The organism is Barnesiella sp. An22 (genome assembly GCF_963931395.1).
Taxonomy (GTDB): Bacteria; Bacteroidota; Bacteroidia; order Bacteroidales; family Barnesiellaceae; genus Barnesiella; species Barnesiella merdigallinarum.
In genome coordinates this window covers 653,198-674,235 of the sequence record NZ_OZ007014.1, presented here as the reverse complement: position 1 = coordinate 674,235, position 21,038 = coordinate 653,198, and the positions used below count along the sequence as shown (strand labels likewise).

Annotated in this window: 14 protein-coding genes and 1 tRNA gene; 7 read left to right on the top strand and 8 right to left on the bottom strand. The window is 56.8% G+C overall.

Translation table 11 applies throughout. The annotated features are described in order from the left end of the window. The first annotated feature begins 15 nt into the window (after nt 1-15). From ABGT88_RS02720 to ABGT88_RS02700, 5 genes are read left to right on the top strand one after another with little or no spacing between them, the layout of a single operon-like run. Nucleotides 16-2,814 (top strand): FAD-binding and (Fe-S)-binding domain-containing protein, encoded by a 2,799-nt coding sequence (locus ABGT88_RS02720; RefSeq protein ID WP_346700276.1) that lies wholly within the window; start codon nt 16-18, stop codon nt 2,812-2,814. A gap of 12 nt (nt 2,815-2,826) precedes the next feature. Beyond that, nucleotides 2,827-3,999 carry an acyltransferase family protein gene (locus ABGT88_RS02715; protein WP_087408747.1) on the top strand — a complete coding sequence of 391 codons (1,173 nt, stop codon included), beginning with the start codon at nt 2,827-2,829 and terminating at the stop codon, nt 3,997-3,999. Then, the gene (locus ABGT88_RS02710) at nt 3,996-4,835 is read left to right on the top strand and encodes an ATPase (RefSeq protein WP_298662146.1); all 840 of its coding nucleotides are present in this window, start codon (nt 3,996-3,998) and stop codon (nt 4,833-4,835) included. Before ABGT88_RS02715 ends, ABGT88_RS02710 begins: the two co-directional genes overlap by 4 nt. A 12-nt stretch (nt 4,836-4,847) precedes the next feature. Continuing rightward, a complete protein-coding gene (gene murQ, locus ABGT88_RS02705; protein ID WP_087408749.1) occupies nt 4,848-5,675 on the top strand; it encodes an N-acetylmuramic acid 6-phosphate etherase in 828 nt (275 codons plus the stop codon). A gap of 15 nt (nt 5,676-5,690) precedes the next feature. Continuing rightward, nucleotides 5,691-6,356, top strand: a complete 666-nt coding sequence (locus tag ABGT88_RS02700; protein ID WP_346700273.1) for a GDSL-type esterase/lipase family protein — start codon at nt 5,691-5,693, stop codon at nt 6,354-6,356. A gap of 273 nt (nt 6,357-6,629) precedes the next feature. Here the strand turns inward: ABGT88_RS02700 and ABGT88_RS02695 are convergent, their stop codons facing one another. From ABGT88_RS02695 to ABGT88_RS02685, 3 genes are all read right to left on the bottom strand, one after another. Then, nucleotides 6,630-8,072 (bottom strand): hypothetical protein, encoded by a 1,443-nt coding sequence (locus tag ABGT88_RS02695; protein WP_087408751.1) that lies wholly within the window; start codon nt 8,070-8,072, stop codon nt 6,630-6,632. A 49-nt stretch (nt 8,073-8,121) separates the two neighbouring features. Continuing rightward, on the bottom strand, nt 8,122-10,962 hold the full coding sequence (locus tag ABGT88_RS02690) for a TonB-dependent receptor domain-containing protein (protein ID WP_346700271.1): 2,841 nt from the start codon (nt 10,960-10,962) through the stop codon (nt 8,122-8,124). Between the two features lie 180 nt (nt 10,963-11,142). Then, nucleotides 11,143-11,505 (bottom strand): helix-turn-helix domain-containing protein, encoded by a 363-nt coding sequence (locus ABGT88_RS02685; protein ID WP_087408753.1) that lies wholly within the window; start codon nt 11,503-11,505, stop codon nt 11,143-11,145. A 171-nt stretch (nt 11,506-11,676) separates the two neighbouring features. Here ABGT88_RS02685 and ABGT88_RS02680 point away from each other — a divergent pair, with 171 nt between their 5' ends. Then, nucleotides 11,677-12,090 carry a cupin domain-containing protein gene (locus ABGT88_RS02680; RefSeq protein ID WP_298662153.1) on the top strand — a complete coding sequence of 138 codons (414 nt, stop codon included), beginning with the start codon at nt 11,677-11,679 and terminating at the stop codon, nt 12,088-12,090. A 101-nt stretch (nt 12,091-12,191) separates the two neighbouring features. On the opposite strand, the gene ABGT88_RS02675 is transcribed toward ABGT88_RS02680, so the two are convergent. Together ABGT88_RS02675 and ABGT88_RS02670 are read right to left on the bottom strand one after the other, a co-directional pair. After that, nucleotides 12,192-13,487: an alpha-L-fucosidase gene (locus ABGT88_RS02675; RefSeq protein ID WP_346700268.1), complete on the bottom strand. Its 1,296-nt coding sequence runs from the start codon at nt 13,485-13,487 to the stop codon at nt 12,192-12,194. Nucleotides 13,488-13,692: 205 nt separating this feature from the next. After that, entirely contained in the window at nt 13,693-14,466 is a 774-nt protein-coding gene (locus ABGT88_RS02670; protein ID WP_346700266.1) for an META domain-containing protein, read from the bottom strand. Nucleotides 14,467-14,695: 229 nt separating this feature from the next. On the opposite strand from ABGT88_RS02670, the gene ABGT88_RS02665 reads away from it, so the two are divergent. Then, entirely contained in the window at nt 14,696-15,367 is a 672-nt protein-coding gene (locus ABGT88_RS02665; protein WP_346700265.1) for a lipocalin family protein, read from the top strand. A 1,187-nt stretch (nt 15,368-16,554) separates the two neighbouring features. On the opposite strand, the gene ABGT88_RS02660 is transcribed toward ABGT88_RS02665, so the two are convergent. From ABGT88_RS02660 to hisS, 3 genes are all read right to left on the bottom strand, one after another. After that, nucleotides 16,555-16,628, bottom strand: a tRNA-Met gene (locus ABGT88_RS02660). Between the two features lie 99 nt (nt 16,629-16,727). Continuing rightward, nucleotides 16,728-19,451 carry a calcium-translocating P-type ATPase, PMCA-type gene (locus tag ABGT88_RS02655; RefSeq protein ID WP_346700263.1) on the bottom strand — a complete coding sequence of 908 codons (2,724 nt, stop codon included), beginning with the start codon at nt 19,449-19,451 and terminating at the stop codon, nt 16,728-16,730. Further along, on the bottom strand, nt 19,448-20,860 hold the full coding sequence (gene hisS, locus ABGT88_RS02650) for a histidine--tRNA ligase (RefSeq protein ID WP_346700261.1): 1,413 nt from the start codon (nt 20,858-20,860) through the stop codon (nt 19,448-19,450). Before hisS ends, ABGT88_RS02655 begins: the two co-directional genes overlap by 4 nt. Between the last annotated feature and the right edge of the window lie 178 nt (nt 20,861-21,038).

The following is a 21,038-nucleotide window of genomic DNA, read 5'->3' as shown; positions in this document are numbered from 1 at the left end:
AAGTAACAGACCGAGATGAAAGATCAAAAGTACAACGCTTATCTGAAAGAGGTCGGGACATTCATTCCCCAAGACCGTATCTACACCGACGAACTGCGCCTGCTGGCGTGGGGTACCGATGCCGGATTTTATCGCCTTATCCCTCAGATCGTAATCCGATCGAAAAACGAGGCTGAGGTGGCCCGGCTGCTGGCCCTGGCCGACAAGTATGCCTTGCCGGTAACTTTCAGAGCTGCCGGGACCTCGCTCTCGGGACAGAGCATAAGCGACTCGATACTGATTGTTGCCGGCAAGAACTGGGAACAATACGCCATCTCGGACGACCATACGCGCATCACGCTCCAGCCCGGCATCATCGGGGCCCGTGTGAATGAAATATTGAAACCCTATGGCAGAAAATTCGCACCCGACCCCGCCTCGGTAAAATCGGCCATGGTAGGAGGCATTGTGATGAACAACGCCTCGGGCATGAACTGCGGCACCCACGCCAACAGCGACAAGGAGCTGCTGGCGGCCAAAATCGTCCTGGCCGACGGGACTCGCCTCGACACGGGCGATCCCGCCAGCCGACAGGCTTTTGAGCAGAGCCACCCCGACTTCTTGAAACGGCTCGTCGAGCTGCGCGACGACATCCGGGCCGACCAGGCCCTGAGCGAGCGCATCCGCCGGAAATACTCCATCAAAAACGTAACCGGCCTCAACCTGCTCCCCTTCGTCACCTACGACGACCCGTTCGACCTCATCGCCCACCTCATGGTGGGCTCGGAAGGTACGCTCGCCTTCCTCTCCGAAGTGACGATGAAGACCGAGCACGACTACCCCTGCTCGGCCAGCGCCATGCTCTATTTCAACGACATCAAGGAGGCTTGCCACGCCGTCGTGGCCATGAAGCAGGGCCCGGTATTCAGTGCCGAGATGCTCGACAAGAAGTCGCTCGCCTCGGTGGGCGACACCACCGGCACAGGGCTCACCGCCGTGCTCACCGAGACCAAGGCCGACTCGCCCGAAGAGCTCCAGGCCAATATCGAGGCCATCAAAAAGATACTGGCCCCCTTCCAGACGGCCACACCCATACACTTCACCGACAAGCCCGAGGAGTACTCGAAATATTGGGCCATCCGCTCGGGCATCTTCCCCTCGGTAGGCGGCACCCGCCAACTGGGCACCACCGTACTCATCGAGGATGTGGCCTTCCCCATCAACGACCTGCCCGAGGCTACTGCCGACCTGCAGGCCCTGCTCGAAGAGAACGGCTACGACGATGCCTGCATCTACGGCCATGCTCTGGAGGGTAACTACCACTTCATCATCAGCCAGTCGTTCGACACGCCCGAACAGGTGGCCCGCTACGAGCGACTGATGGACGAGGTGAAGAGCCTCGTGGTCGACAAATACGACGGCTCTCTCAAGGCCGAACACGGCACGGGCCGCAACATGGCTCCCTTCGTCAAATACGAGTGGGGCGAAAAGGCATTCGGCTACATGAAGGCCGTCAAAGAGCTCTTCGACCCCAAGGGGTTGCTCAACCCCGGTGTCATCTTCAACGACGACCCGCGCTGCCACCTGAAGAACTTCAAACCCATGCCGCTCACCAACGCCCACGTAGACCGTTGCATCGAGTGCGGCTTCTGCGAGGTCAACTGCCTCACCTGCGGCTTCTCGCTCTCGTCGCGCCAACGCATCGTCATCCGGCGTGAAATCTCCCGGTTGAGCCACCTGGCCGACGCCGAGAGTCAGGCGCGCATGCACACCCTGCTGAAACAATACAAATATCTGGGCAACGCCACCTGCGCCGGCGACGGACTCTGCTCCATGTCGTGCCCGATGGGCATCAGCGTGGGCGACCTCACCCACGACCTGCGCGAAGAGAGCCTGCCCGCCGGAAGCCTGGGCTACAAAACCGGCGACTGGGTAGCCAACCACTTTGCCGGTACCAAAGCCAGCATCCGTCCGGTGCTCTACCTGGCCAATGTGGCACACTCCCTGCTGGGCGACAAATCGATGAGCGCCGTAGGCCGCACGCTGCACCGCATGGGCCTGCCGCTGTGGACCCCGGCCATGCCCAAACCCTACCGTCCGCACACGATACAACAACATGCCGAACCGCTGAAGGTAGTCTACTTCCCCAGCTGCATCAACCAGACCATGGGCCCGGCCAAAAACTCGCCTGACCCCACGCCGCTTATCGACAAGACCGTAGCCCTGCTGCAAAAGGCTGGCTACGAAGTCATCTTCCCCAAGAACATGAAGAACCTTTGCTGCGGTACCATCTGGGAGAGCAAAGGCATGCGCGATATTGCCGACCGCAAGTCGACCGAACTGGAAGATGCTCTCTACGAAGCCAGCCACGAGGGGCGCTACCCTGTGCTGTGCGACCAGAGCCCCTGCCTGCACCGCATGCGCGAGGTGATGACCCGCGTCAAACTCTACGAACCGGTAGAGTTCATCTACACCTTCTTGCGCGACAAGCTGCAATTCACCCCCATCGACGCCCCCATCGCCGTGCACATCACCTGCTCGATGCGGAAGATGAACCTGGGCAACATGCTCGTCGAGCTGGCCCGGCTCTGCTCGCGCCACGTCGTCGTACCCGACGAGGTGGGCTGCTGCGGATTTGCCGGCGACCGCGGCTTCACGCACCCCGAGGTCAACGCCTACGCCCTGCGCAAGCTGAAACCCCAACTCGAGAAAGCCGGCGTAAAGACCGGCTACTCCAACAGCCGCACCTGCGAGATAGGACTGACCACCAACTCAGGCATTCCCTACCTCTCGATCGTCTATCTGGTAGACCAATGTACAACCCCTAAAAAATAAAAGAAAAACGCCATGAACAACCCACCCAGCAAACGACTCCTCTCGCTCGACATCCTGCGAGGCATCACCATAGCCGGTATGATTATGGTCAACAACCCCGGCTCATGGGGTCACATCTATGCCCCGCTGGAGCACGCCGAGTGGATAGGGCTCACCCCTACCGACCTCGTCTTCCCCTTCTTCATGTTCATCATGGGTATATCGACCTACATGTCGCTGCGGAAGTTCGATTTCAAACTATCGGGGCCGGTGGCCTGGAAAATCATTCGCCGCACGATTGTCATCTTTGCCATCGGCTTGGCCATCGCGTGGTTCGGGTTGACCATGCGCAACTATCACCAACTGGGCGAAGAGTCGCTGCCGTGGCTCGAGCGTCTGGGCCGGTCGATGTGGAACTTCGATCACCTGCGCATCCTGGGCGTGATGCCCCGTCTGGCCATCTGCTACGGCGTGGCCGCCTTCGTGTCGCTGCTGGTCAAACACAAGTATATCCCGCACATCGTCATCGTGACCCTGCTGGCCTACTTTGTCGTGCTGGTTACGGGCCGGGGATTCGAGTTCTCCGAAGATAACATCATCTCGGTAGTCGACCGCGCCGTGCTGGGTACCAACCACATGTATCACGACAGCGGCCTGGCCTTCGACCCCGAAGGTCTGCTCAGCACCATCCCGTCGATATGCCACGTGCTGATAGGCGTATTCTGCGGAGGCCTCATCATGCACACCAAAGACAATGCCGTGCGCATGCAAAACCTCTTCATCGCCGGTACCATACTCACCTTTGCGGGCCTGCTGCTCGAGTATGGCTGCCCCATCAGCAAAAAGATATGGTCGCCCACCTTCGCCCTCACCACCTGCGGGCTCGCCGCCAGTGCGCTGGCCCTGCTCATCTGGATTATCGACATCAAAGGCTACAAAAGGTGGAGCCGCTTCTTCGAAGCCTTCGGCATCAACCCCCTGTTCATGTATGTGCTGGGCGGCGTGCTGAGCATCCTCCTGGGCAACATCTACGTCACCTACGGCGGCACGGCCATGACGCTGAAGGGGGTCATCTACAACGAGTGGCTCGTACCCCTGTTTGGCGACGAGACTTTCGCCTCGCTCATCTTCGCCCTGCTCTTCATCGGGGTAAACTGGCTCGTAGGATATGTTTTGTATAAAAAGAAAATATATATAAAGATATGATTATTATAGCAGATAGCGGTTCAACCAAAACCGACTGGTGTGTAGTAAACCAGGGAGCTCCCGTCAAACGAATTACTACCGAGGGTACCAACCCGTTTTTCCAGACCGAGGAGGAGATTAGCCTCGTAGTCAAAGACAAACTCATGCCTCACCTCGAGGGCTTGAAAATCGATGCCGTCTACTTCTACGGTGCAGGCTGTGCCTTCCCCGAGAAGAATGCCATTGTCGAGCAGGCCATCGCCCGCCACATACCCGACGCGCACATCGAGATAGGCAGCGACCTGCTGGCCGCCGCCCGCAGCCTGTGCGGCCACAAGCCGGGCATCGCCTGCATCATGGGCACCGGCTCGAACTCGTGCTACTACGACGGCAAAGAGATTGTCGACAACATATCGCCTCTGGGCTACATCCTGGGCGACGAAGGCAGCGGCGCCGTACTGGGCAAGCTGCTGGTGGGCGACTGCCTCAAGAACCAGCTTACCCCCGAGTTGAAGGAGAAGTTTTTCAAACGCTTCGACCTTACCCCCAAGGAGATTCTCGACCGGGTCTACAAGAAACCCTTCCCCAACCGGTTCCTGGCCTCGGTTTCGCCCTTCCTCATCGAGAATATCGAGGAGCCCTGCATACACCGCATCGTGCTCAACGGCTTCAAGAACTTCTTCACCCGCAACGTCATGCAGTACGACTACAAAAACGTGAAGGTGCACTTCATCGGCTCCATCGCCTACTACTACAAGGAGGTGCTCGAAGAGGCCGCCAACGCCCTGCAAATCGAGCTGGGCACCATTATCAAAAGCCCCATGGACGGACTTGTAGAATATCATTCAACCCTATAAAACGCAATCGCTATGGCATTCGTGAAAATCACCGAGCAACCGTCTCTATACGACAACCTCGAAAAAAAATCGGTTCGTGAGATTCTGGAAGAGATCAATACCGAAGACCAGAAGGTAGCCCTGGCCGTACAAAAGGCCATCCCCCAAATCGAGAAACTCGTCACCCAAATCGTGCCCCGCATGAAACAGGGCGGCCGCATCTTCTACATGGGCGCCGGCACCAGCGGACGGCTGGGTGTGCTCGACGCTTCGGAGATTCCCCCCACGTTCGGCATGCCGCCCACGCTGGTCATCGGACTCATTGCCGGCGGCGACATCGCCCTGCGCAACCCGGTCGAGAATGCCGAGGACGACATGAACCGCGGCTGGGAAGAGTTGCAGGAACACCACATCAACACCAAAGATACCGTCATCGGCATCGCCGCTTCGGGTACTACCCCCTACGTCATCGGGGCCCTGCGGGCCGCCCGCGAGCACGGCATCCTCACCGGCTCCATCTCGAGCAACCCCGACTCGCCCATCTCGCACGAGGCCGATGTGCCTATCGAGATGATCGTGGGTCCCGAATATGTAACCGGCAGCTCGCGCATGAAATCGGGCACGGGACAAAAGATGATTCTCAACATGATTACCACCTCGGTGATGATTCAGTTGGGTCGGGTCAAAGGCAACCGCATGGTCAACATGCAGCTCTCGAACCAGAAGCTGGTAGACCGCGGTACCCGCATGGTATCCGAAGAGCTGGGCATGGACTACGAGCACGCCAAACGGCTGCTGCTCCTGCACGGCTCGGTCAAGAAAGCCGTCGATGCCTATCACGCCGAAAATCCCGACAAATAAAAGGAGCCAAGTCCTATGAAAAAGATTCCCGTCCTTCTGCTGCTGTCGCTCGTAGGGGCCACGGCCCTGTCGGCTCAAGAGGTCTACCACTACAACCTCTTCTACTACCAGCGGGCTACGCTTTTCGAGAAGCTGCCGGTCGACAGCGACGACATCATCTTCCTGGGCAACAGCATCACCAACGGCTGCGAGTGGCACGAACTGCTCGACAACCCCAACGTCAAGAACCGGGGCATCAGTTCCGACGTGGCCATGGGGGTCTACGACCGCCTCGAGCCCATCGTGCAGGGGAAACCGGCCAAGATTTTCCTGATGATCGGCATCAACGACGTGTCGCACGACCTCTCGACCGACAGCATCGTGCGCAACATCGCCCAAATCGTGCGCAAGATACGCCACGACAGCCCCGCCACGCAGCTCTACATACAGAGTATGCTGCCCATCAACAACTCGTTCGGGCAGTACCGCAAACTCGCGGGCAAGGAGCCGCAGATCGTCGAGATAAACCAGCGGCTCGAGCAACTGGCCGCCGCCGAGCAGTGCACCTATATCGACCTCTATTCGCACCTCACGGCCCCCGGCTCGAACGACCTCGACCCCGCCTACACCAACGACGGGCTGCACCTGCTGGGCGATGCCTATCTGGTGTGGAAAGAGGTATTGCAACCCTACTTGAAATAGCGAAAGTTCTCACTCCATACCACGAGGGGGATAGGCCGAACCACCGGTCTATCCCCCTCGCCGTATAGATATACGTCCGGGAGCCGTTTCTCCCTGCTCCCGACAAGCCCCCTCCGGACAGACGGTACACGAAAAAGGGCTCTATCCTGCCCTCCGAGAGAGCGACGATAGAACCCTTTATGTTCCCGGTTATTGCTAACCCTTCAAGTGTCGAGCCCGGGGCACAGGCCCGACCGTATTAGATTGTGTTCAGTTAAATCAGATTGTGTTGTATCAATAGACTGTGTTCTGGGGATCCATGTTGGTCCAGCCGGTCATCCAGTTGTTGTCGGCCGTTTCGCTGGGCGAGAAGGCACCGATGTACGAAACCTGCTCGAATCCCGAAGCTACCAGCGGGTTGCTCCAGTCGGCAGCCTGGCTTACCAGCGGGCTCTCCTGCGAAGGAATCAGGTTGAAGCCCGTGAGGCTTTGGGGATTGCCCTGCAACTTGAGGTCGGCGATAGCGGCATAGGCGTGGTTCTTGCCGTCGGCCCGGTTGAAGTAGCTGTCGGCAAAAGCACCGTTGTCGGTGGGGCTGTAGGGCGTGTTGTTCTCCCAGTATTGGGCATCCTGGAAGTTCTTGACCATACCGGCAAAGAGGCAGTTCTCTACCACCAGTTTCCCGGCCGTAGCAAAGTCTTGCGTCGTGGAGTTCTTGTCGTTCTCGATGATGAGACCGAGGGGGAATCCGGCAAATACCGAGTTGAACACTCTCAACTGGGTGTTGCGGCGCAGGTGCATGGCAGCCTGGAAGTGGGCGTCGGTATTGCTGCCGTTCACGCCGGCTTCGTCGGTGTAATTGTTCGGATCAACCACGGGACCGAACATCGAGACGTTGGAGAATACGCACGAGGTGTAAGGCTCGATGGTAGCGGCGTCGCTGCAGTTGTCCGATTCGAAACCGTTGGAGGCCGACTTGTCACCGATTTTCGGGTCGCGTACGGCTGCCAGGAACTGCAGACGGCCCGAGAAACCGTTGTCGGTATCGAAGTCGTCGTCCCAGGTACCCAGAGCTACCAGGTGCTTGCAGTTGACGTCACCGCCGAACCACTCGTAAGAGTCATCGCCCGAGTAGGAAACCTGTACATAATCGACCGTCGTACCGCTGCCGACCGACCCGAAGGTGATGGCGTTGATTTCGTTGTCGACCGAATATTCGATACCGGCAAACTCGCAACGTACATACTTCAGCACACCCGAGTTGTCGGCATCGTCGTTACCGCCGTGTTTGCTGCGTACGCCGCCCTCGATGGTCTGCTCGCCCTTGTTGTTCTTGGCTTTACCCAAGAGGATGATACCGCCCCAGTCGCCCGGTTTACGGCTGCCCGGAGCCTGAGCCGACGTGAAGACGATAGGACGCTCTTTCGTGCCCTCGGCAATGAGTTTGCCGCCCCGCTCTACAATCAGGGTAGCCTTGGATTCTTTCTCACCCTTGATAACCACACCCGGCTCGATGGTGAGGGTAGCCCCCTCGGTTACATATACGAAACCGCGCAGGTTATAGGTATTGGGATAGGTCAAAGTCATGTCCGACGAAATCTCATAGGCATCGGAACCATCGCCCAGGTCGTAGCTCGAACCGGCCGGAACAACGGGTTCGTCGTTATTCTCATCACAACTTACTACGGTCATGGCTGCCAAACATACGAAGGCAATCGTTTTGAATAGCTTTTTCATTTGATTTTCTTTTTGGTTAGTATGATAGAAAAGTTATCTTTTTTCGAGATTAGAAATTGAAGGTGATACCCACACTCACCGCACGGCCCGGACGATACGATTTCGTCACCTGCTCGCGCTCCTGCAACTGACCGGCGGCATCGTAGAACTGCGGGAACTGCTTGTAGACCACCTTCTCGGCCAGTATATCCTTCACGCCGGCCTTCAGCTCGATGAGCTTACCCAGCTTTTTGGAGATGGTGAAGTCGAGGCTGTTGCGGGGCATCTCGTAGGTATCGGGTATGTTCACGCTCACGTCGTGGGTGGTGCTGTTCGACTTGCCGATACCGATAATGCGTTTGCCCAGGCGGTTGTAGAGGAGCGACGACATCAGACCCCACTTCTCGTTCTGGTAGTACAACCCGGCGTTGATGATGTAGGGCGACTGGCCCTGCATGGGGCGGTCTTCGGTCTTGATGATGCCCGACTCGTCGAACCGCACATTGCTCTTGATGAGCGTGGCGTTGAACAGCAGGCTGAAGTTGCGCATCCCGATGAAGTCGAGGCTCTTGCGTATCTCTACCTCGGCACCCAGACTCTGGGCCGAGAGGGCATTCTCGTAGTTGTAGCGCAGGGTACCGCCCATGTCGATGAAGGTCCATTCGATGGGGTTCTCGAAATGTTTGTAGAAGAGCCCCACACTCACCATCTCGCCCCGGGCGGGATAGAACTCGTAGCGGAAATCGAGGTTGTCGATCTTACAGGTTTTCAAATCTTCGTTACCGCCGATTTCGTTGAAGAGGTCGAAGTCGTAGTAGACGGCCGGCGACACCTCGCGGAACTCGGCCCGGTTGAGCGAGCGGCCGTAGGCGAGCCGCAACAGGTGCTGCTCGTTGAAGTTGTAGGTGGCGTTGACCGAGGGCAACAGGTCGAGGTCGACGTAGTCGCGACTGGTCAGCAGGGTTTGCGTGGCCGACATCGACTTGTCGCGGGTGAGGCGCAGTCGGTTATACTCGAGGCGCAACCCGGCGTAGATGTTGAATTGGCCCAGCGGCAGCTCGATGGCTCCGTAGCCGGCACCGTAGAGGTTGGTGGCTTCGTAGGCGTTGGTCTTCTGGGTGATTTCGTCGATGTAGACCTTGTCGGCACTCAGCCAGGCATCGCTCATCATCTCTTCGTAAGGCAGGTAGAGGTACTCCTGACGCTCGGCCACGGTGAGGTTGTCGTAGCGGTAGACAAACTCGCGGGGGGTATAGCTGCGGGTGCGGTATTCGCCCATCAGGCCGCCCTTGACGGTCGAGCGGATGGAACCCAAATTGACAGAGCCCTTGTAATCGACACTCCCCGAGAAGAGGTGGTCGCTGAGCGACTGGAAGTAGCGCGAGATCTCCTCGTTGCCCACCTTCAGTTGCGACACGTCGGCGCCCTCGCTCATACCGGCCTGGTTGACGATGATGCGTCGGTCGGGCTCGGTTTTGTAGGCGTAGCTGTAACCTACGTTCCACGACAGGGAGTGCAGCTTGTGCTCGTCGAGGAAGTGGTTGCCGGCCAGCTGCCCCAGGTAGGTGAGGCGCGACTGGTAGAGCATCTCGGTCTCTTCGCGGTAGAAGGGGCTGCTGATGTTGCGCTCGCCGGTACGTTCGGTCAGGCGGTTTTTACCCAGCATGTTGAAGAGGTTGCGGAACTCGATTTTGTTGCGGTCGCTGAAGACAAACGACCAGTTGTGCATGGCCCCTACCCGCACGTCGTTGGAGTATTGGTTGTCGATATAGTCGTCAAGGTAGACCGGCTTGTCGGCCTCCGACGAGTAGACGCCGAACCGGGCGTTGACAATATCCTGTATCGTCTTGTAGGTGTTGCTGTAATTGATGAAGGTGGTCATGCCTATCTCGGTGCCCCCTTCGGTGTCGAACCGCCGGTTGACGGTGAGCGACAGCCGCTGGTCGGGCATGGGAATGTAGCTCTTCACCCGCCAGTCGGAGTTGAACGAACGGGTCAGCCGTGTCACCTCGTCGGGGTTGCTGCCGGCCACATCCATGTGCGAAGGCATGCTGCTCGAGAGGGGGCGTTTGCTCAAGTCGAAGCCCAGCCAGTCGGTCGAGCTGCCGGGGTTGAGCCGGATGTCGGTAAACTGCGTGCTGGTGTTGAACCCGGTGGTGTAGTTCACCTGCACCGAGTTGCGCAGCGGCAGGCTCTTGGTGGTGATGCGGATGAAACCGCCGGCAAAGTCGGCCGGAATTTCGGGAGCCGGCGACTTATAGATAATCATATTTTCGATTTGCGAACTGGGCAGCATGTCGAACGAGAAGACCCGGCTGTCCGACTCCAGACTCGGGGCCGTGTTGCCGTTGATCCACACGTTGTTGTAGCGTTGGGCCAATCCCCGCACCACCACAAAGCGGTCGTCGAGAATCGAGATACCCGGCACGCGCTTCACCACCTCGGAGGCATCGCGGTCGAGCGTCTTGGCTATCTGCTGCGACGAGATACCGCTCGCCACCTGCACCTGGGCCTTCATTCCCTCAATGAGCGACGTCTCGGTGTCGTTGCGCCGGTAGGTCGAGACCACCACCTCTTGCAGGGCAACCCCGTCCTCTTCGAGCTCGATTACCAGCGGAGCAGCACTCTGTCCGGCAACTACCTCGACCGGTATCCGGGCCGTCTTGTACGAGAGATAGCGGCAGACAATCACCTGTTTGCCGGCCGGCACGCTCTTCAACGCGAAGTTCCCGTCTATATCGGTAGCCGCAGCTATCGAGGTATTCTCGACCTGGATGGTGGCTCCGATGATGGTCTCGCCGCTCTTCTTGTCCTGTACGGTTCCCGTAATCGAGCCGGTAGCCGGAGCGCCCAACACCCGAAGTGTAAAAATGAATCCTAAAACAATCGCTAATAATCTGTTTTTACCCATACTTTCTTATCTTTTTTCTTTCCGCCGCAAAGATATGGGCATGGGGCTACGAAGATGAGACAACGACGTGAATGAGCATATAACATCTGTTACATTTCGATAACCTGCATTTATCAAAAATGTTTCAACAGATGTATATCTATCTGTCAAACAGAGCGATTAGAAACAAAAAGGGTAACACTACGACTCCCCGGAGCGCATTGCCTCCCGCGAAGCCATGATGTCGCCCGAGTGCTCGAAGGCCCAGCGCACCAGCTCGCCGAGCACCGGCATGAAGCTCTGCCCCCGTTCGGTGAGGGTATACTCGACCCGCGGCGGTATCTCGGCATAGACCCGGCGGGTGAGCATGCCATCCTCCTCGAGCGACCGCAGCGTGACAGTGAGCATGCGTTGCGAGATGTCGCCCAACGAGCGCTGTATGTCGTTGAAGCGCATGGTGCCGTTTTCGTGCAAGGTCTCGAGCACCAGCACCGACCATTTGCTGCCCAGCCGGCTCAAAATATCGCGCACGGGACAAACTCCGGTATGAAGAAAAGTTTTCATCTTATTTAATATTTTGTATATTCCTGATTTCCTGCATTCGTTACCTCGGTGTAACTTACCTATCTCGCTGTGCCTTCTTGCAAGGGAGCCGGGAAAAGAGCATCTTCGCACTACAAAAATAATAAAGTTATTTTTAGTAACCAATCATAAACCAACTTAATCGATAAGAAAATGGAAACAATTCGTAAAGTCAATGAGGGTGAAAAATTCACCCACGCCACGGTAGGCGACCTGAGCGCCTTTGCCGGCAAACAGTTTGTAAAAGATTGTGCAGGCACCACCGGTTGCGAAATCTCGTTCAGCACCTTGAACCCGGGCGAAGCCGCACCCTTCTTCCACAGCCACAAGCAGAACGAAGAGGTCTATCTGATTCTGCGGGGCTCGGGCGACTTCCAGGTCGACGACACCGCCTTCCCCATTGCCGAGGGCTCTATCGTGCGTGTAGCTACCCACTGCAACCGCTCGCTGCGCTGCACCTCGGCCGGCAGCATGCTCTACCTCTGCATCCAGGTCAAAGAGGGTAGCCTCGACCAATGCACGTTGAACGACGGTATAATTACCGAGCAGGCCACGGCTTGGAAATAAGCCTGTCTCTCCCGAAAAAAAGCCACAGGGCTTTGCTCCCCTCGAATGGGAGCGAAGCCCTGCGTTTTATTGCTGCGTTTTATTATTGCAAAGTCCGATGACTATTTGAGCGTCACCTTCACCACATAGTCGATGCAGTCGTCGGGAATCTCTACCCCGAAGTCGAGCACCCCCTTCTTACATTTGTAGTCGATGCGGGTACCCTCGCCCAGCACCTCGACACTCTTCACCTTCTGCGCAACCGGCATCTTCACCTGCTCGATGTCGGTATTCAGAATATGCACATAGAGCACGTTGCCGTTGCGGGTCGTGATGAGGTTGTCGCCCTCGCGATAGCCGCCGGCCACGGTGGCATAGATCGACTCGCCGTAGCGGTCGAGCCACTTGCCCATCTCGGCCAGGCGGGTCAAGGCAGCCTCGGGCAACGTACCGTCGGGTTGCGGGCCGACGTTGAGCAGCAGGTTGGCCCCTTTGCCCGAGGTGCGCACCAACAGCTGGATAAGCTCCCGAGTCGATTTATACTCCTGGTCGGTCACCCGGTACCCCCACGAGTGGTTCATGGTCTGGCAGGTCTCGAGCGGCAGCGCACTGATATCCTGCCCCGAGAGTCCGGCCTTGTTTTCGCCCGGCACATCACGCTCGAAAATCTGAATATCCTCCCCCTCGAAAGGCACCTGATGGTGGTTGTTCCCCACCAGGCAGCCGGGTTGCAGTCGGTGGATAAGCCGATATTGCCCGTCCAGCTCCCAGTCGAAAGGCACGGAATCGACGTCGTGGTCCCACCAGCCGTCGAACCAGATGGCCCCGATCTCGCCGTAGTTGGTGAGCAACTCGGTCAACTGGTTGTTCATAAAGCGATAGTATGCCGGCCAGTCGGCGCGGTCGAGCCGCTTGGTCCCCCGGCCCGTACGGCCTGCGGGATAGTCCTCGCGGGTCCAGTCGATGTGCGAGTAATAGAGGTGCAGCTTGATGCCCTGGCGGTGACACTCCTCGGCCAGCTGCCGCACGATGTCTTTGCCGTAGGGCGTATTCATGATGTTATAGTCCGACCACCGGGTATCCCACATGGAGAAGCCCTCGTGATGCCGGGTGGTGAAACAGATGTATTTCGCCCCCGCAGCCTTGAAGGCCGACACCCACTGGCGGGCATCGAAACGGTGGGGATAAAAGCCGTTCATGGCCTTGGCATATTCGCGGGCGTCGACACTGGCATTGTTCATATACCACTCACCCTGTGCAAAGGTGCTGTACAGGCCCCAGTGGATAAAGATACCCAGCCGGCTCTCGGCAAACTCTTTCCTGTTCTGAAGATTCTCGGGGGTAGGTACATACTTCTGGGCCTGCGCCGACACAGACAGCAGGCAGAAGCATGCAAGCGTTGCAATCCATTTTTTCATCGGTTCTTGTTTTTAGTATTTCATGTGTATCAGGTCGATGCCGGGAAGGGGCCCGACACCCATACAAATGTAAGGAAAATCTGCGGAAAGCACACTCCGGAGGCGCAAAAATCCATACCTCCCAGAGCACAAAAACAACCGAGGGGCTACCCTCCCGCATGGCGGGAAGGCGGCCCCTCGGTCTCACCTGTATATCTGGAACAGTTTATTTGCTCCGTTCCAACTCGAGCACAATCGTGCCACCCTCGCTCATGAGTGCCAGACGGCCGTTGTCGAGCAGACCGTAGGAACGCACGCTGTTGAGGGCCGAGAGTACCTGATTCTCGGTATCCATGTCGGGGCAGGCCATACGGGTAGAGGCCACGTTGCCAAACGAGATGGAGTTCTCGTCGGCCCCGTCGTGGTTAATCGCACCCGAAAGCCGGTTACAACCCGAATTGCCGGTTACCCGATTGGCTGTCACGTCGAAGTTGAGTGCTGGCACGGTTTCCATGCCTTCGGGCAAAGCGGCTCCGTAGAGGCTCACCACACGCCAGTCGCCTTTCAGGCTCGACAGGGGCACGACTTCGAAACGCTTCTGCAACAGCATCACCGGCTCTTTGTCCGCTCCATACAGCACCAACGTCTTGCCCGAGCACTTGAGGCTTTTCACCGAGGCCAACGCATTGAGCATGAGCCGCTCGGTCTCCATATCGGGACAAGCCATGAGGGTAGAGGCCATCTGCCCCAATTCGATTTTATTGGGTTTCGAGAGGGTCAAAGCACCCATCAGCCGGTTGCAACCGGTATAACCATATACCCGTCCGTCTTGGGCATCAAACCCGATAAAGGGTTGCGACTCGGCCTGCACGGCCTGGCCTTGAATCTCCACTACATTCCATTCGCCGTCGAGATCGTTTACCGACACGGCCTCTTTTGAGGAGCGGCACGCAGCCAACGAAAGCACGGCAGCAGCCACAGCCACATATAAGCACTTCATTTTCATAGTTCTTTTTGTTTTAGTTTCTATTCTATATTTTCTACACGAATTTCTCGTATAAAGATAAAACAAAAATAAAGGCCAATACTGCGCTACGATACATTAAATTGTCTTAAAACCGTCTCGCATTTGTATATTCTTTCTTTTCTCCCGGGGTATCGGGATACCAAAATTCCTTTTTATTCATAGCTTTGCAGAAAGTACCATAAACCTAAAACACTTTTCAACAATGAAAACAAAAATGTTCACGGCCTTGACAGCTATTGCTATTCTGGCCTCGGCCTGTCAGAACAAAGCCTCCTTGACGGGACAATGGATCGAACCGATACCGGGTAACCCCGATGCCATACAGGGTATCGACCTGAAAGAAAACGGCGAAGCATCATCGATCAACATGGCAACCCTCCAATACGAACAGTGGAGTCGGGAGGGCGACCGGCTTATCCTCTCGGGCGAAAGCATCGGCAACCACCAGACCATCGCCTTTGCCGATACGTTCGAAATCGGCAAACTCACGGCCGACAGCCTCGTATTGAAAAAGGGCGACTATGTGATGAGCCTTGCCCGTCCGCAAAGTTCGATACCGGCCACTCTTATACAACCGGCGACCCCGCTCTCCTTCACGGTGAACGGGCGATTGATCATCGGGCACGAGGTGCGCTCGTTTATTGCCGACGGCGATACGGCCGAATACTGGATTATCGACGAAACCGATTCCCTGAAGCCTCTGTACGAAAAGGCCGTCGGCGAGAAGGCAAAACCCTACACCGCCGTGAAAGCCTCGCTGCGAGTGGTCGACGCCGGGAAATCGGCCGAAGGATTTGCCGCCGAATACGACGGTGTCTATCGGGTCGAACAGGTTATCGACATCGCGCCCCTTGACCTAAACGAGAAGCGATAACAACAGAATCCAATCCCCCTCTTTCCTAGATGAGAAGCGACGGAATCCCGACTCCTACGGGCCGTCGCTTCTTCCCTTTTTATGACACAGCGTCACCCCTCACTTGATGCAGGAACAGGCACAGAACTTTGGCGGGTATTCCTTTACGGGTATTCTCTGGATTCCGCGTCGAAGCGCGGAATGACAAGAACGTCACCCCGCACCTCGATGCGGGGTCCAGAAGAGGACAAGCGAGACTTTCATTTACGGGGTCTTTGCCGATATTTACCTCATGCGGGTATTCCCCCTTTACGGGTATTCTCTAGATTCCGCGTCGGAGCGCGGAATGACAAGAACGTCACCCCGCACCTCGATGCGGGGTCCAGAAGAGGATAAGCGAGGCTTTCATTTACGGAGTCCTTGCCAGTATTTACCTCATGCGGTATTCCCCCCCTTTGCGGACTGTCTCCTTTGCGGGTATTTTCTGGATTCCGCGTCGGGGCGCGGAATGACTACATACAAAAAAAAGAGCTCCAATTACCTGAAGCTCTCTTCGTAGCGAGACCGGGGTATAATCCCGGGACCTTCCCGATACTGTATCGGGACGCTCTAACCCTTCGCTATCAACTGCTTGATATATATTCTACTCTTCTTATTCTTTATCTCTCGCTCCCGAGCCATGGCGGCCCCTTTCTCCGTATAGGATTCGCTATACACCAATTCCCAAGGCCTGCCGCTTCGGGTACTCGGCGTAGCTCCCGCATTGTGCTTCGACAAGCGAGTGGCTATATCGTGAGCATAACCTACATAGTATCGATTGCGTGTACGTGAATAGAGGATATAAACGTAATACATTGGAGGAGGTAAAAAAATGCCTCACTGAATCGTGAGGCAACTTTTATTTTTCGTAGCGAGACCGGGGTATGATCCCGGGACCTTCCCGATGCTGCATCGGGACGCCCTAACCCTTCGCCACAATAATAAAAAGCACCAAGCCTCACTTCAAGTGCTATATGAACTTAACGAAAAAGAGCTCCAGTTACCTGAAGCTCTCTTCGTAGCGAGACCGGGGTATGATCCCGGGACCTTCCCGATGCTGCATCGGGACGCCCTAACCCTTCGCCACAATAATAAAAAGCACCAAGCCTCACTTCAAGTGCTATATGAACTTAACGAAAAAGAGCTCCAGTTACCTGAAGCTCTCTTCGTAGCGAGACCGGGGTATGATCCCGGGACCTCATGATTATGAATCATGCGCTCTAACCAACTGAGCTATCTCGCCATCATGTCTATTTTTGCATCGACCACTTGTCAAATGCGGTGCAAAGATAAACGATTATTTTGGACTACGCAACAAATCGGCGCATTTTTTATCAACAATTTATGCCACAATTCTGCGAATGAGTCGATAAATCTCGCCAATCCACAACACAATGGAGGTAGCGGCAAAGATATAAACCCAATCCATGAGCTGCAGCGGGGTCACGCTGAAGAGCGCACCGCCCACACTCACGATGAGTATCTGCCCGGCCAGGATGATGAGCGTTACCCACAGGAAGCCTTTGCAGGTGTTCAAGCGGCTGAAGGCCGACTGCACATTGCCGAAGGCCTTGGCGTTGAACATGTTCCAGAATTGCAGGAAGACGAATATCGAGAAGAAGAGGGTAAGCTCGTAGCGGGTAAGGCCTTCGTGCACGGGGCTGAAGTTGAAGAAGTTGGCCAGGAAGAGACTCAGGTCGAACTGGGCTATCGAAGTGACATCGACATGCTTGAAGTATTGCAGCAGCCCGAAGAGGAGCAGCACAAAGGCGATACCGGTACCGATGATGCCCTTGCCCATGGCACGGGTCACGATATTGTCGTTGAGGTGGCGGGGCTTGTCGCGCATCACCCGTTCGTCGGGCGGCAGCGAGGCCAGAGCCAGCGCGGCAAAGGTATCCATAATGAGGTTCACCCACAGCATCTGCGTGACGGTGAGCGGCGACTCGGTGCCCAGGAAGGCCCCCAGCAGCACGATGAGGCAGGCCGCTACGTTGATGGTCATCTGGAAGAGAATGAATTTCTGGATATTGCGATAGAGCGAACGGCCCCACAGCACCGCTTTGGTGATGCTGCCGAACGAGTTGTCGATGATGGTGATGTCGCTGGCCTCCTTGGCTACCGAGGTGCCGTCGCCCATCGAGAGGCCCACCTGGGCGGCATTGAGGGCGGGAGCGTCGTTGGTACCGTCGCCGGTCACGGCCACCACCTCGTCTTGCGACTGCAGCAACTTCACCAGCCGCTCCTTGTCCATGGGGCGGGCGCGGGCAATCACCTTCAGGTCGGGGATACGCTCGAGCAACTCCTTGTCGGAGAGGTTGGCAAACTCGGTACCGGTGATGATGTTGCGGTCGCCATCCTCGGGCTTCCACAACGAAATCTGGCGGGCTATCTCGCGTGCCGTAGCCGGGGTGTCGCCCGTTACAATCTTCACCTTGATGCCGGCATTCAGGCACTCGGCCACAGCCTCGGGCACCTCCTTGCGCACAGGGTCGGCAATAGCGGTCACACCCAGGAAGGTGAGGCGGATATGAGGCGACAGATGGCCGGCGATGAAGTAAGGCTCGTCGGGACCTACCAGCGCATAGGCAAAGCCCAAGGTACGCATGGCCTGGTTCTGATACTGCAACAGTTTCGCCTCCACGCCCGGACGGCTGCTCTCCATGGGCACGAGCCCCTGGGCCGTAACCATCTGCGAACAGAAATTCATCACATACTCGGGGGCACCCTTTACATAGACCACCCGGTGGTTGAGCAACGGCGAGTCGACCACCGTAGCCATATACTTGCGCTCGGTCGAGAAGGTGAGCTGCTCCACCACATGAGCCCGGTTGCGCAACTCGGCATAGTCGACACCCTGGTCGGCCAGCCACAGCAGCAGAGCCCCCTCGGTGGGGTTACCCAGCACCTTCACCCCGTTGGTACCCTCGTCGAGGTGAGCCGTCGAGTTGGCGGCAATGCCTTCGGCAATAATCGCTTTGATATTCGAGTCGGAGGCGTAGTCAAAAGCAGCCTCGCTCACCCGCATCTGGTTTTGGGTGAGGGTTCCCGTCTTGTCGGTACAGATGACCGTAGCCGCACCCATCGTCTCGCAGGCGTGCATCTTGCGCACCAGGTTGTTGTTGGCCAGCATACGCTTCATGCTCATGGCCAGACTCAGGGTCACACTCATGGGCAACCCCTCGGGCACGGCCACCACGATAACGGTCACGGCAATCATGGCCGTCGAGAGCAGGTAGCTGCCGAAGCTGAGCCAGTCGAGCACCGGATGGTCGGTGAGGTAGATGACCGTGCGGGCCACAAAGATGATAGCGGCAATCACATAACTGGCCTTCGTGATGAACGATGCCAGCGTATTGAGCTGCTTGTCGAGCGGAGTTTGGGTATTGTTCTCGATTTGTGAGCCGGTATAGACCTTGCCATACTCGGTAGCGTCGCCCACCTGAGTCACCTGCATCACGCCATAGCCGCCCAGCATGGTCGAACCGTTCATCACGGCGTTGGAGGGATAGGTAGCATCCTTGTCGAAGTCGGCTTCGACCGTCGTCTTGGTGGCCATGGGCTCACCCGTGAGCGACGACTCGTTCACCTGCACCGAGACGGCACTCAGCAGAATACCGTCGGCCGGTATCTCGTCGCCGGCATTGAGCATGACGATGTCGCCCACCACCACCTCACGTTTGGGAATCTCGACAATATGTCCGCCCCGCACCACCTTCACGGGCAGGTCGTCGTTCACCTGATTGAGAATGTCGAACTTCTTGGCGGCACTCATCTCGAAGAGGAAGCCCACCACCGTAGCCAGCAGGATGGCCAGGGCGATGCCGGCCGGTTCGAACAGGGCCGAAGCTCCGGCCTCGCCGGTTGCCACGTGATAGACTGAAACGGCTATCGACAGCAACAAAGCTACCAATAAAATACGAATGATAGGGTCGGAGAATTTCTCCAGAAACAATTTCCACATCGGGGTTCGGGCCGGTGGCGTCAACACGTTTTCGCCATACTTTTCCCTACTTTTCAACACCTCGGCCTCAGTCAAGCCGGTGTATTCCAATTTCGAGCTCATCGATTCAATCTATCTATGGTTTTATTTTCTTTTATCGTTTCTTGCCGATTACGCAAAAGGGCAATAACCTCGTCGAGCGAGAGCAACGACTGCTCGCCCGTAGTCATGTTTTTCAGAGCTATCTTGCCGGCGGCGATTTCGGTCTCGCCCACCAGAGCCACATACTGGGCCCCTATCGAGTCGGCATAGCTCATCTGTTTCTTCATCTTGGCCGGTTCGGGATAGATTTCGGCCCGCACGCCGGCAGACCGCAACCGAGCGAGGTGGCCCAGACAGACCTGGCTCTCGCGCTCCCCGAAGTTGACAAAGAGCACCTGTGTCGACTGCATCGACTCCTTGGGATAGAGGTCGAGCTGGTTGAGCACGTCGAAGATGCGGTCGGCACCGAACGAGATGCCCACGCCCGATACACCCGGCAGACCAAATACTCCGGTGAGGTTGTCGTAGCGGCCGCCACCCGTGATGCTGCCTATCTGCACATCGAGCGCCTTCACCTCGAGAATGGCACCCGTATAGTAGTTGAGGCCGCGCGCCAATGTCAAGTCTATCTCGAGCGTCGAGCGCAACGGCGAGGCCGAGAGTTTCTGCAAGATATACTCCAGCTCGTCGATACCCTTCAAGCCCGTCTCCGAGCCAGCCAATTCGCGGCGCAGCACCTGCAGCTTCTCCTCGTTGCTGCCCTGCAACTGGATGATGGGTTGCAGTTGGGCCACAGCCTCCTGCGAAAGCCCCTTCTCCATCAGTTCGGCATTCACCTTGTCGAGCCCCATCTTGTCGAGTTTGTCGATGGCCACAGTAATGTCGACAATCTTCTCGGGAGCCCCTATCCACTCGGCTATACCGCTCAATATCTTACGGTTGTTCAACTTGGTGGCTACCCGTATGCCCAGACGGGAGAATACCTCGTCGATCATCTCGATGAGCTCTACCTCGTTCAGCAGCGAGTCGGAACCCACCACGTCGGCATCGCACTGGTAGAACTCGCGATAACGCCCCTTCTGCGGACGGTCGGCCCGCCACACGGGCTGAATCTGATAACGCTTGAAGGGGAAGGTAAGTTCGTTGCGGTGCATCACCACAAAGCGGGCAAAGGGCACGGTGAGGTCGTAACGGAGCCCCTTCTCGCACAGGCGGGCAGCCAGGCGGTTGAGATTGCGCTCGGCCAGGTCGGCCTCCGAAACATCCGAGAGGAAATCGCCCGAGTTGAGCACCTTGAAGAGCAACTTGTCACCCTCCTCGCCATATTTGCCCATGAGGGTCTGCAGGGTCTCCATGGCCGGCGTCTCAATCTGCCGGAACCCATAGAGAGCAAAAACTTGTTTTATCGTATCGAATATGTAATTGCGCTTGGCCATCTCGTCGACCGAGAAATCGCGCGTACCTTTGGGAATGGAAGGTTTTGCCATCATATTTTTCATTGTCTATTTTATGTTCTTCGCGGGGAGAGCTCCCGGCTTCAATCTATCCCGGCAGCCACCTTGCCGATTGCAGGCTTCACGGCCCGGCTGTCCAATCGAAACCTATCGGGTATCTGCTGCCTTCGCTTTTTTACCGAGCAAAGATAATGCAAAAAAGTGATATAGCGCA